Genomic DNA, 12030 nt, shown 5'->3' with positions numbered 1-12030 from the left:
CCTCACCCCCGCCGCCCCCCGCCGCGCCCCCCGCCGGGCCCCCGCGCGGGCCCCCCCCCCCCCCCCCCCCCCCGCGCGGGGCGGGCGGGGGGGCGGCCCCCCCCCCCCCCCCCCCCCCCCCCCCCCCCCCGCTCCTACAGAAGCCGGGGCGCGGCGGCGGGTGGTGTTCAAGCGACGGCGCGCGCTACGGCCCGGGATTGTGGATTCGCTCGGGCCGGCTGTACACGTTGAACCGGCCGGGGCGGGCGAAGCCAGCCAGCGTCAGGCCGCATTCTTCGGCCAGTGCCACGGCCAGCGCCGTGGGCGCCGAGATCGCGACCAGTACCGTCATGCCCGCGACGGCCGCTTTGGTCACCATCTCGTAGCTCGCCCGGCTGGTGATCAGCGCGAAGCCCTCTCGCGGGTCGATGCCGCGCCGGGTCATCGCACCAATCAGCTTATCCAGTGCGTTGTGCCGGCCTACGTCCTCGCGCACCACCATCAACGAACCATCGGCGCGGGCCCATGCAGCAGCATGCACTGAACCGGTGAACGCGTTGATCGGCTGCTCGGCGCGCAACGATTCCAGCGCACGCTCGATGGCATCGGGCGCCACGTTGCAGCCCGCCGCGACCGGGCGCGGGCGGCGGATGACGTCTTCCAGTTCGCGCGTGCCGCAGATGCCGCAACCACTCCTGCCGACCATCTCGCGTTCGCCAAGTGCACCGGCAGGCTCGGCATCGGTCGTTACGGTGGCAAGCGCGGCCGCCGTCATGGCTTCACGCGTACGTACGTCGATCGTGATGCCCTCCAGCACCTCCTGCACCTCGATCGAATCGATATCACGCGCGTCGGTGACGCGGTTCTCTGTCAGCGCAAAGCCGCGTGCAAAATCCTCCAGATCCACGGGTGAGGCCATCATCACAGCGAACGGTTTGCCGTTGATGTGCACCGCAACCGGCACCTCTTCGGCTAGCCGGTCGTCATCCTGCGCCGCACGGCCGCGCTCGTAGCGGGTGACGGGACGGGTTGCGCTTCCAGCGGGGGGAAGGATTTCATGCCGCATGGGTCGCCTTCTTGCGGCGGGTGGTGGGCGCCGGGCCGGTGGCAGCCACGATGCGCACGGGTACCGATTTATACGTGGGTGTGCCCGAGTGGCTGTCGTGGTTCTCCAGCGAGATAAGCGCATTGCCTTCGGGGTAATACATAGCCACCGAGCCCTCGGCGATATCGTAGGCCACGGCCGTGAAGCTGCGGACGGCACGCTGGCGGCCATCGGCAATGTTCCGGCCGGTGGCGAAGATATCGATGCGATCGCCGTGCTTAAGCCCGCGTTCTGCCAGGTCGTTGGCATGCATGAAGACCACATCGCGCCGGCCGGTCACACCACGGTACCGATCGTTCAGGCCGTAGATCGTGGTGTTGTACTGATCGTGCGAACGGATGGTGGTGAGCATCAGGCCACCTTCCTCCACGCGGTCATCCTCATCCAGGCCGCGGGCCAGCAAGAAGCGCGCGCGTTTGCTTGGCGTGGCCCAGTCGCGCTCGCTGGCCGCGACGCGCAGGCGGAAGCCGCCGGGTACGTTCACGCGCTTGTTGAAGTCGAAGAAGATGGGAAACACGCTTTCAATGTCGTCGCGGATCAGGTTGTAATCGCCGACCAGACGATCCCAGTCCACCTTGGTATCCGGCAGCGCCGCCTTCGCGATCCCGGCAACGATCCACGGTTCAGAGCGCAGGTGTTCCGAAGCCGGGGTGAGCGTGCCGGCCGAGGCGTGCACCATCGACATCGAGTCTTCCACGGTTACCGCCTGCGGGCCGGTAGCTTGTTCATCCAGTTCGGTGCGGCCAAGGCAGGGCAGGATGAACGATTCCTTCGCCAGCAGCAGATGCGAGCGGTTGAGCTTGGTCGCCACGTGTACCGCAAGATCAAGCTTGCGCATCGCTTCGAAGGTTTCCTCGGTGTCCGGCATGGCCACGGCCAGGTTACCGCCCAGCGCGATCATGGCCTTCGAGCGGCCGTCGCGGATGGCGAGAAGTGACGCTACAGCGTCATGCCCGTGTTCCACCGGCGGTTCAAAGCCGTAGGTGCGACGGATGCCCTCGTTGAGATCCGCGTTGGGCTTTTCGGTGATGCCGACCGTGCGATCACCCTGCACGTTGCTGTGGCCACGCAGCGGGCAGATGCCCGCGCCCTGGCGGCCGATGTTGCCGCGCATGAGCAGCAGGTTCGCGATCTGCTGCACGTTCTCGGTGCCGTGCTGGTGCTGGGTAATGCCCATGCCGTAGCAGACGATCACCGCCTTGGCCTTGGCGTAGATCGAGGCGGCGTATTCGATATCGCCGCGGGACAGGCCGCTCTTGCGTTCGATATCGGCCCAGTGCGTGGCGCTGACATCCTGCACGAGGGCTTCGAAACCCTCGGTGTTCTGTGCGATGAAATCGTGGTCGATCACGGGGGGAAGTCCCGCCTCGCGCGCGATGACGTCTTCCTCCACGAGGTACTTCATCATGCCCTTGAGCACAGCCACGTCGCCGCCGATCTTCACCTTGTAATAGGTGGATGCGATGCGCACGGATTTGCCCGTGAGCATCTCCGAGGCGTGCTGCGGTGAGGTGAAGCGCTCGAGGCCGCGCTCAGGCATCGGGTTCATGACCACGATAGGCACGCCGCGCAGGGAGGCTTCGCGCAGGGTGGAAAGCATGCGTGGGTGGTTCGTACCGGGGTTATGCCCGATGCAGAAGATCGCGTCACAATGGTCGAAGTCTTCGAGCAGCACCGTGCCCTTGCCCGAGCCGATCGATTGCGGCAGGCCCACGCTGGTGGCCTCGTGGCACATGTTGGAGCAATCGGGGAAGTTGTTGGTGCCGTACTCGCGGACGAACAGCTGGTACAGGAATGCGGCCTCGTTCGAGGCACGGCCCGAGGTATAGAACTCGGCCATGTTTGGATCGGGCAGGGCGCGAAGGGCCGCGCCGATCCGGCGGAAGGCCTCTTCCCATGCAATGGGCTGGAACGTATCGCTGCCGGCGTCGTAGGCCATGGGGTGGGTCAGGCGGCCCAATCCTTCCAGGGTGTAATCGCTGAGCTTCCACAGGTCGGCCACGGTGTTCTTTGCGAAGAACTCGGGGCGCACGCGCTTGGCGGTCGCCTCCCAGGACACCGCCTTGGCGCCGTTTTCGCAGAACTCGAACGAGGAGGTCTCTTTCGGGTCGGGCCAGGCGCAGCCCGGGCAGTCGAACCCATGCGGCTGGTTCACCTTGTGCAGCGCGATGGATTCGCGGGCCAGGGCCATCTGGCCGCTCAGTGCGCGCGCGACGGCGCCCAGTGCGCCCCAACCACCGGCCGGGCCGTCGTAATCGTCGATGCCGGGAACACGCTTGTCGCTCATGGGCCTGATTCGCAAGAAGTTCTGGGGTTGGCGCCATTCTACGCTGCCCACCTTTCCCGAATTAAACGGCCGCGTCAGGTACGAACGAAAGTTTCACGCCGATTTGTCGGCCCAACCCCCAACCTCCGCGCCGCTCGGCGTCCCTCCCCAGGCGCCCCAAGGAAGCTTGTTATGTCCATGCCACAGCTACGGCTCGCGGCCGCGCACCCCTACGGCCTGGCCCCGGCCGGCCTCGCGATTGGCGATATGCGTGGCTATGGCCGCGTCTCGGCCGATGCCGCGCTGGTGTCGCTGGCGCTTTGGCGCACGGCGGGTTGCCTGCGTGCGTCAACGCCAGGGCGCCCGCTGCTCAGCGTGCATATGCAGGGCGAGGTGCAGTGGGTTTCTAGCTATGTGCCCGGGACCAATGTGCTTGAGACGGTGGGCCATGCCCCGGGGGCCGAACTCCACGTCGTGGATTTCATGGCGGTCGCCGAAGGCCGGCCGGGCCAGGCCGAGGCCATCCCCGCCGGGCGCTTCGTGCGCATCATCACGTGCACCGAAGGCGAGGCATCGTTCCAGCTGGAATGCGCCGCGCCCGTGCCGGGCACCGAGCCGCAGGACGTGTTGGCCCCGGGGACCTGGTACTTCGGCTGCTCCCGGCCCATGGGCACGGGGGCGGAAGCAGGCACCGCCTGCGTGCGCCTGAAGGCGGGCGAGAGCGTCTCATTCATGATCGCGGGCGAGCCGGTCCAGGGTGGCCCGGCCCTTGCGGCGAACGCGCTGCACGCACTGGGCGACACCATTCACTATTGGACTTGGTGGAGCGACCGTTGCCGCTACAAGGGCGACGATTTCGATGCGCGGCTTCGCGAAGCGCTGACCCTGAAGCTCGCGTTTGGCGCGGGCACCCTCTATGCGGATGAACCTGGCGTCGCGGGCTTTGCCCATGCGTCGCTAGGGGAGGCCACCCGCGCGGCAACGACGTTCCTCGCCCTTGGCTACCGCAACGAATGCGCCTCGCTGCTGGCCCAGGTGTACGAAGAGGGGCGCGAAGGGGCAAGCCGGGGCCGCTGGTCGTTCGACGAACCGTTCCTGCAGGCGCTCGATGCCTATGTGCTGCGCTACGGCACGCAGGGCCTCGCCGACGACCTTCGCCGCGCCGCCGAGGCGCAAGATCCCGTGCTGCAATGCACAAAACGCATGGCGTAAGCCAAGACATGCATCAATTGCATACCTGAAAGATCGTCCATCGCGTTGTTCCCGGGCACCGGGGCGGCCAGCATCGCCCCCGCTTTCGCCGTTCTTTCGGCACCGGGGATTTTATCGATGATGCTTCGCCGCTCCATGTTCGCCCTTATCGCCGCGCTGGCCGCCACCGGCGCCAGCGCGCAGACCACGACCGATGCCCAGCAACCCCGGCAGACGGCGCCAGTCAAGCCGAAAGACGATGGCGGCCCGGTGGATCGCTTGCGTGACGAAGGCATCTCGCTGCGTTTCGTATGGGCGAACGACTGGGCGGCCAGCGTGCGCGGTGGCGAGCGCCTCGGTGCTACCAACGGTGGCGGTGCCGTGGGCGGCGCGGACCTGGACATGGGCAAGCTCGCTGGCATCGAAGGCGGCAAGATGCACATCACCTTCTCGCGGTATTACGGCCATAGCGTTGCAGCGGACGATATCGGCATCCTGCAGAAGATCCAGGGCTACTGGTATCCCAAGCGTCAATGGGAACTGGCGCAGCTGAGTTGGGAGCAAGAATTCAAGGAAAGCCACCTTAACGTCCTTGCGGGCCGGCTCAATGCGACCTGGCAGTTCGCCCGCTCCACCTACGGCTGCCGCTTCGTCAGCGCACCCGACTGCCCTTACCAGCTCACCAACACCTCGGGCGGCTTCAGCGGCTTCCCGTACGTGAACTGGGGCGCGCGCGTGAAGTACCAGCCCGATGCGCGCTATGTCTCGATCGGTGCGTTCGAGGTGAACCCGGAGCGCCGCAACAACAACGGCCTGAACTGGGGCCTCAACGATTCCACCGGCGTGATGATCCCGGTGGAAGTTGGCTACGAAACCAGTTTCGCCACCGATCCCTATCCTAAGCACCTGAAGATCGGTGGGTGGTACAACTCCGCGCCCTTCACCGATCCGGAGCTCAACACCAAGGGCCTGCACCGCGGGCTCGTGGGCGGCACGGCGCGTAACTACGATGGCGGGCGTTACGGCCTCTACGTGCTCGCCGACAAGGTCATCTGGAAGCCGGATGCCAACAGCAATACGCGCAATCTTGCCGTCTTCGGCTCGATCACGGGGCCGCTGGATAACGCGGAAAACTACACGCTGCAATCCACCGGTGGCTTCCTCTGGACGGGCCTCTCGCGCGCTCGCCCGAACGATTCGCTGGGTTTCCAGGCCACCTGGTTCCGCTTCAGCAAAAAGGCTGTTGGGTATGAAGATGACCTGATCACCAAGAACAAGGGCGATGGCCACTTCAAGCGCGACGAGCTGATGACCGAGCTCAACTACAGCTACAAGCTGTTCCCGGTGGTGAGCCTTGTGCCGAACCTGCAGTACATCGTGCACCCCGATGTGCTTGGCAATACGGTAGGCGTGCGCAAGGTGCCCGCGAACGCCATTGTGATAGGCCTGCGCGTGATGGTGAACATGGGTGGCCCCGGCAGCCAATAAATGGCGCCCTGCAGGAGCGCGCTTACGCGCGATCACCCGCCCGCGACTTCCCCACATGCATACGCGCCTGCCCAAGGCCCATAATGCCGTCACCACAGGCAACCCCGCGCCGTGACCTTGGACCTGAAACACCTGCAAAGCTTCATCCGCATCGTCGAATTCGGCAGCCTTACCCGTGCCGCGGCGACGCTCGATGTTTCGCAGTCGCTGTTGAGCCGCCAGGTGCGCCAGCTTGAGATCGAGTTGGGCACCCATCTGCTCGAGCGTAACGGCCGCGGCGTGGTACCCACCGATGCCGGGCGTGAGCTGGTGGAGCATGGCCGCGGCATCCTGCGCCAGGTCGAAGTGGCACGGCTTTCCCTTGGCCAAAGCCGTGGGGTGTACGCCGGCAAGCTAGCCATCGGCCTGCCACCCAGCGTGGGATCCACGCTCACGGTTGAACTGGTCATGCGTTTCCGCGAGCGTTACCCGCAGGCGCAGATCAGTGTGGTGGAGGCGCTCAGCGCCAGCCTACTCGAATGGTTGCAGCTGGGCCGGCTCGATTGCGCCCTGCTGTACAACCCCGCGGTGAACGCCAACATGCGTTTTCGCCACGTGCATTCCGAAGAACTGAACCTGATCGGTAGCACGCGCGATGGCCACACCATGCCCGAATCGGTGCCCCTGGCGACGCTGGGTCAGTACCCGCTGATCATTCCTTCGCCGCTGCATTCCGTTCGCCAGCTGATCGAAACCGACGCGGCACGTTACGGCGTTGGCCTGGATATTCGGCTGGAAATCGATTCAGTACGCTCGCTGCTGGACCTGGTGGAGCGCGGCGTGGGCTACGGGGTGCTTTCGCGCAATGCCTTGCTCTCTCGCCGCGGCGAGCACGCCCTGCGTGCCGCACCCATCGTCATGCCACAGATCACCACCCGCCTGGTCGTCGCCACGCCCACCCAGCGCCCCACCAGCCCCATCACGGAAAAAGCCCTGGAGATCGTCGACGAGCTGATCGCCGAGGGACGGCTGGACGCCGATCGCTGAGTTGTGCAATGCAACATCTGCATGTCGTAAGCAAAGACATGCAATTCGTGCATAGCAGATAAGCGGCGGATCGCGTTGTTCGGCCCGGCCGGGATGGCGACCATCGTCCCGGTCCTGGAATACCGTGGCGCAAACGCCGATGTCGCACGAAATCCCCTGCTGGTACATGCGTGGTGGCACCTCCAAGGGGCCGTTCTTCCTCGCGCGTGATCTCCCCGCCGATACCGCCACCCGCGATGCCGTGATCCTGGCCGCGATGGGCTCCCCCGATGAACGCCAGATCGATGGCCTGGGCGGCGCGAAGCCGCTGACCAGCAAAACGGGCATCCTTTCGCTGCCCGATGATGACGGCGCCGATCTCGATTTCCTGTTCGGCCAGGTGGGCATCGCCGAAGGCAAGGTCGATACCACCCCGAACTGCGGCAACATGCTCGCCGCGGCACTTCCCGCCGCGATCGAGGCCGGGCTGATCACGGCCGATGACGGCACCACCACCCGGCGCGTGCGCACCGTGAACACCGGCGTCATCGCCGAGATCACGATCCAGACGCCGGGCGGCCGCCCCGTGTACGACGGTGATGCCCGTATCGATGGCGTGCCGCGCCCCTCGGCACCGGTCACCTGTGGCTTCCTCGATACCGAGGGCTCGCTGGCAGGTTCGCTGCTGCCGACCGGCAACCTGCGCGACACCATCGATGGCGTGGAAGTCACCCTGATCGACAACGGCATGCCGGTGATGCTGATCGCCGCCGCTGACCTGGGCGTGAGCGGGCAGGAGCGTCCGGATGAGCTGGATGCGAACACGGCGTTGAAGGCGCGCATCGAACCACTGCGGCTGAAGGCCGGTCCGCTGATGAACCTCGGCGATGTCTCGGGCAAACCGGTGCCGAAGATCACCCTCGTTTCGAAGCCGCGCCACGGTGGCGCACTGGGCACGCGCACATTCATCCCACACGACTGCCATACCTCGATTGGCGTGCTGGGCGCCGTCACGGTCGCCACCGCCGCCGTCATGCCGGGCACCGTCGCCGCCGACGTCGCGACGACAGGCCAGGGCGACACGCGCACGCTTTCCATCGAACACCCCACGGGCGAGTTCAGCGTCGAGCTCGGCCTTGAAAACGGCCGGGTAGTTCGCGCCGCCTTGCTGCGAACGGCACGCCTGCTGATGCGCGGCACCGTACCCGTTTCTTCTTCGATCTGGCCCGGCCCCCACGCCAGCTGATCCCATCCCACGGAGACCCACCCATGTCCGAGAACAAGACCGCGCTGATCGTGAGCGCCCATTCCGCCGACTTCGTGTGGCGCGCCGGCGGTGCCATCGCGCTGCATGCCGAGAAGGGCTGGAAAGTACACATCGTCTGCCTCTCGTTCGGCGAACGCGGTGAATCCGCCAAGCTGTGGCGCGTGCCCGGCATGACGATGGAAAAGGTAAAGACCGATCGCCGCCGCGAAGCCGAAGCGGCCGCGGCCATCCTTGGTGCCAGCGTTGAATTCCTCGACATCGGCGATTACCCCATGCGCGCCGACCTCGATGTGGTGTTCCACCTGGCGAAGGTATACCGCGAGTTGCGCCCGTCGTTCGTGCTCAGCCATTCGCTGAAGGACCCGTATAACTTCGATCACCCGCTGGCAACGCATGTGGCCCAGGAGGCACGCGTGGTCGCCCAGGCCCATGGCCACGAGCCGTCAGTGCCGGTGATCGGCGCACCGCCCGTGTTCCTGTTCGAGCCGCACCAGCCGGAACAGTGCGAGTGGAAGCCCGAGCTGTTCCTCGACATCTCGTCGGTGTGGGAGAAGAAGCAGGCCGCGTTCGAAACCATGGCCGCGCAGGAGCACCTGTGGGAGTACTACACCCGGGTCGGCCTGCAGCGTGGCGCGCAGGCCTCGCGTAACTCCGATTTCAAGATCAAGTATGCGGAGGCGTTCCAGCGCGTCTTCCCGCACGTGACGCAGGGCACGCTGGCATGATGGGCGTCGTGGTCCGCAACCGCCCCTCCATCACGCCCGACCAGGCCGAGACGCTCGCCGCGATGGGCGTGGCGACGGTGCACGAAGCCCAGGGGCGCACCGGCCTGTTCCTGCCGCCGATCAAGCCGATCCAGCACGACCGTGCGATCGCCGGCTCGGCGGTGACCGTGCTGGCGCAGCCCGGCGATAACTGGATGCTGCACGTGGCGGTGGAACAGTGCCGCCCGGGTGACGTGCTGGTCGTGGCCTGCACTACCGAAAATACCGATGGCATGTTCGGCGACCTGCTCGCCACCTCGCTCGTGGCGCGCGGCGTCGTGGGCCTGGTCATCGATGCGGGTGTGCGCGATAGCGCCGAGCTGCGCCGCATGGGCTTCCCGGTATGGGCCAAAGCCGTGCATGCCCGCGGTACCGTGAAGGCTACCCTCGGCTCGGTGAACGTGCCCGTGGTGATCGGCGGCCAGTGGGTGAAGGCCGGTGATGCGATCGTCGCCGACGACGATGGCGTGGTCGTGGTGCCGCATGCGTCCGTGGATGCAGCGATCGCTGCTTCACGCAAGCGAGTGCTCAATGAAGAAGCCAAGCGCGAACGCCTTGCGGCGGGCGAACTGGGCCTGGATATTTACGATATGCGCCCGCGCCTGGCGGAAGCCGGCCTGCGCTATGTGGACGATCTGCCGAATGAATAATCCGCTCAAGGGCTGCCTGCCGCCCGACCCGAACCCAACGAAGCCGCTGCAGGCCATGCCGCCAAAATCGTGCGATGCGCATTGCCATGTGTTCGGCCCGGCGGACCGTTTCCCGTACGCGCCGGATCGCAGCTACACCCCGCCCGATGCCCCCTACGAACACCTTGTCGCCTTGCACGATTTCCTCGGCTTCGAGCGCGGCGTGATCGTGCAGGCCAGCTGCCATGGCACCGACAACACCGCGATGCTCGATGCCATTGCCCGTAGCAATGGTCGCTACCGCGGCGTAGCGATCGTCGATGACGGCATCGACGAGAAGGGTTTGTCGTTGTTGAACGATGGCGGCGTGCGTGCCGTCCGCTTCAACTTCGTGCAGCACCTGGGTGGCCGCCCGGACATGAACGTGTTCTGGCGCGTGCTGGATCGCGTTGCCGAGATGGGCTGGCACGTGGTGTTGCATCTGGATGCGCAGGACATCGTGGAACTGCAGGACGTGCTCGCAAAAATCCGCGTACCGTTCGTGATCGACCACATGGGCCGGGTGCAGGCCGCGAAGGGCGTTGAACAGGAACCGTTCCGCCTGCTGCTGGCGCTGATGCGCGATAATCCGCTGGCGTGGGTGAAGGTCTGCGGTGCCGAGCGCGTCTCGGCGGGCAAGCGCCCGTTCGATGATGCGATCCCGTTTGCGCAGGCGCTGATCGAGACCGCACCCGATCGCGTGCTGTGGGGCACGGATTTCCCGCACCCGAACATTTCGAAGGACATGCCCAACGACGGCGGCCTGGTGGACCTCATGTTCCGCTTCTGCCCCGATGAGGCCCTGCGCCATCGCCTGCTCGTGGATAACCCCGCGCGCCTGTACGACTTCGCCTGAAGAGCGTGACCATGCCCCTTACCACCACCCTCCCGCCAGCGCGTCCGCGCAAGCCGTTCTATCGCCAGCTTTACGTACAGGTGCTGGTGGCGGTGGTATTGGGCGTCATCCTCGGTTACCTGTCGCCGAAGTACGCCGTGGCCATGAAGCCGTTTGGCGACGCGTTCATTGCGCTGATCCGCATGGTGATCGGGCCGATCATCTTCTGCACCGTGGTGACCGGCATCGCCGGCATGCGCGATATGCGCAAGGTAGGCCGTGTCGGCGGCAAGGCGCTGCTGTATTTCGAGGTCATCTCGACGGTGGCGCTGTTCTTTGGCCTGGTGGCCGGGCACATCTTCCACCCGGGCACCGGCTTCAACGTGGATCCGGCCAGCCTCAAGGCGAACGAGGTGGCCTCGTTCGTCGCCCAGGGCCACAACATCGAATCGATCGACTTCCTGCTCTCGATCATCCCCACGACCTTCGTCAACGCGTTCGCCAAGGGCGATGTACTGTCAATCCTGCTTATCTCCGTGCTGTTCGGCTGCGCGCTGGCAGCGACCGGTGATCGCGGCAGGCCGGTGTATGACGTGATCGAAGCCGGTGCGCAGGTGTTCTTCAAGATCGTGCACTACATCACCGCCGTATCGTCCATCGGTGCGTTCGGTGCTATTGCCTTCACCATCGGCAAGTACGGCGTGGTGGCGCTCGTACCGCTCATGGAGTTGATCGGCAGCTTCTACCTGGTCTGCATTATTTTCGTGGTGTTGATACTTGGCATCGTCGGCCGGCTATGCGGCTTCAGCATCATCCGCTTCTGCGGGTACATCAAGGATGAGCTGCTCATTGTGCTCGGCACGAGTTCGTCGGAAGTGGTGCTGGCGCCGCTGATGCGCAAGATGGAAGAGGCGGGTTGCCCGAAGGAAACCGTGGGCCTGGTCGTGCCGACCGGTTACTCGTTCAACCTCGACGGCACCAACATCTACCTCACCATGTCGATCCTGTTCATCGCCCAGGCACTGAACATCGATCTCACGATCGAACAGCAGATCACCGTGGCCATCGTCGGCATGCTGACCTCGAAGGGCGCATCCGGCGTGGCCGGCGCCGCGCTGGTGATGCTGGCGTCCACCCTCAGCGTGGTCCCGGTGGTACCGGTGGCCGGCATGGTGTTGATCCTCGGCATCCATCGCTTCCTCGGCACCGGCCTGGCCATGACCAACCTGGTGGGCAACGGCGTGGCGGCCATCGTGGTCTGCGCATGGGAAAAAGAGCTCGACCGCACCAAGCTGGCCGCTGCCCTCAAGAAAGCCTAAGCACCCCCTGTAGGAGCGGGGGGGGGGGGGGGGGGGGGGGGGGGGGCGGGCCCCCGGGGGGGGGGGCCCGCCCCGGCGCGGCGAGACAGCACATCGGAAAAAAAAAAAGAATGGGCGGGCGCCGCCCGGCGGGCGCGGGGCGG

Annotated in this window: 10 protein-coding genes; 8 read left to right on the top strand and 2 right to left on the bottom strand. The window is 65.7% G+C overall.

Annotated features, from left to right (window positions below; genetic code table 11):
• Nucleotides 1–184: 184 nt before the first annotated feature.
• Together fdhD and ABIE56_RS22320 are read right to left on the bottom strand one after the other, a co-directional pair.
• On the bottom strand, nucleotides 185–1045 hold the full coding sequence (gene fdhD / locus ABIE56_RS22325; RefSeq protein ID WP_429246012.1) for a formate dehydrogenase accessory sulfurtransferase FdhD: 861 nt from the start codon (nucleotides 1043–1045) through the stop codon (nucleotides 185–187).
• Nucleotides 1035–3371: an FdhF/YdeP family oxidoreductase gene (locus ABIE56_RS22320; protein WP_429246011.1), complete on the bottom strand. Its 2337-nt coding sequence runs from the start codon at nucleotides 3369–3371 to the stop codon at nucleotides 1035–1037. The genes fdhD and ABIE56_RS22320 overlap by 11 nt, the downstream gene beginning before the upstream one ends.
• A 171-nt stretch (nucleotides 3372–3542) precedes the next feature.
• Between ABIE56_RS22320 and ABIE56_RS22315 the strand changes: the two genes are divergently transcribed.
• From ABIE56_RS22315 to ABIE56_RS22280, 8 genes are all read left to right on the top strand, one after another.
• Nucleotides 3543–4562, top strand: a complete 1020-nt coding sequence (locus ABIE56_RS22315) for a hypothetical protein (RefSeq protein WP_429246010.1) — start codon at nucleotides 3543–3545, stop codon at nucleotides 4560–4562.
• 117 nt (nucleotides 4563–4679) lie between these two features.
• On the top strand, nucleotides 4680–6029 hold the full coding sequence (locus tag ABIE56_RS22310; RefSeq protein ID WP_429246009.1) for a carbohydrate porin: 1350 nt from the start codon (nucleotides 4680–4682) through the stop codon (nucleotides 6027–6029).
• 111 nt (nucleotides 6030–6140) lie between these two features.
• The gene (locus ABIE56_RS22305; RefSeq protein ID WP_429246008.1) at nucleotides 6141–7055 is read left to right on the top strand and encodes a LysR substrate-binding domain-containing protein; all 915 of its coding nucleotides are present in this window, start codon (nucleotides 6141–6143) and stop codon (nucleotides 7053–7055) included.
• A gap of 139 nt (nucleotides 7056–7194) precedes the next feature.
• Nucleotides 7195–8280 (top strand): 4-oxalomesaconate tautomerase, encoded by a 1086-nt coding sequence (locus tag ABIE56_RS22300; protein ID WP_429246007.1) that lies wholly within the window; start codon nucleotides 7195–7197, stop codon nucleotides 8278–8280.
• A gap of 23 nt (nucleotides 8281–8303) precedes the next feature.
• A complete protein-coding gene (locus tag ABIE56_RS22295; RefSeq protein WP_429246006.1) occupies nucleotides 8304–9026 on the top strand; it encodes a PIG-L deacetylase family protein in 723 nt (240 codons plus the stop codon).
• On the top strand, nucleotides 9026–9715 hold the full coding sequence (locus tag ABIE56_RS22290; RefSeq protein WP_429246013.1) for a 4-carboxy-4-hydroxy-2-oxoadipate aldolase/oxaloacetate decarboxylase: 690 nt from the start codon (nucleotides 9026–9028) through the stop codon (nucleotides 9713–9715). The genes ABIE56_RS22295 and ABIE56_RS22290 overlap by 1 nt, the downstream gene beginning before the upstream one ends.
• Nucleotides 9708–10589 (top strand): amidohydrolase family protein, encoded by an 882-nt coding sequence (locus ABIE56_RS22285; protein WP_429246005.1) that lies wholly within the window; start codon nucleotides 9708–9710, stop codon nucleotides 10587–10589. Before ABIE56_RS22290 ends, ABIE56_RS22285 begins: the two co-directional genes overlap by 8 nt.
• Nucleotides 10590–10600: 11 nt before the next feature.
• Nucleotides 10601–11887 carry a dicarboxylate/amino acid:cation symporter gene (locus tag ABIE56_RS22280; protein ID WP_429246004.1) on the top strand — a complete coding sequence of 429 codons (1287 nt, stop codon included), beginning with the start codon at nucleotides 10601–10603 and terminating at the stop codon, nucleotides 11885–11887.
• Nucleotides 11888–12030 lie beyond the last annotated feature (143 nt).

Source organism: Luteibacter sp. 621 (assembly GCF_050435445.1).
Taxonomy (GTDB): domain Bacteria; phylum Pseudomonadota; class Gammaproteobacteria; order Xanthomonadales; family Rhodanobacteraceae; genus Luteibacter.
The sequence above is the reverse complement of the archived record's forward strand: the minus strand, read 5'-3'. Positions and strand labels throughout refer to the sequence as shown.

What these genes read in the sequence shown, in the direction of transcription:
- fdhD (WP_429246012.1), bottom strand. Translation starts at nt 1,045, where the DNA reads ATGCGGCATGAAATCCTTCCCCCCGCTGGAAGCGCAACCCGTCCCGTC.
- ABIE56_RS22320 (WP_429246011.1), bottom strand. Translation starts at nt 3,371, where the DNA reads ATGAGCGACAAGCGTGTTCCCGGCATCGACGATTACGACGGCCCGGCC.
- ABIE56_RS22315 (WP_429246010.1), top strand. Translation starts at nt 3,543, where the DNA reads ATGTCCATGCCACAGCTACGGCTCGCGGCCGCGCACCCCTACGGCCTG.
- ABIE56_RS22310 (WP_429246009.1), top strand. Translation starts at nt 4,680, where the DNA reads ATGATGCTTCGCCGCTCCATGTTCGCCCTTATCGCCGCGCTGGCCGCC.
- ABIE56_RS22300 (WP_429246007.1), top strand. Translation starts at nt 7,195, where the DNA reads ATGTCGCACGAAATCCCCTGCTGGTACATGCGTGGTGGCACCTCCAAG.
- ABIE56_RS22295 (WP_429246006.1), top strand. Translation starts at nt 8,304, where the DNA reads ATGTCCGAGAACAAGACCGCGCTGATCGTGAGCGCCCATTCCGCCGAC.
- ABIE56_RS22290 (WP_429246013.1), top strand. Translation starts at nt 9,026, where the DNA reads ATGGGCGTCGTGGTCCGCAACCGCCCCTCCATCACGCCCGACCAGGCC.
- ABIE56_RS22285 (WP_429246005.1), top strand. Translation starts at nt 9,708, where the DNA reads ATGAATAATCCGCTCAAGGGCTGCCTGCCGCCCGACCCGAACCCAACG.
- ABIE56_RS22280 (WP_429246004.1), top strand. Translation starts at nt 10,601, where the DNA reads ATGCCCCTTACCACCACCCTCCCGCCAGCGCGTCCGCGCAAGCCGTTC.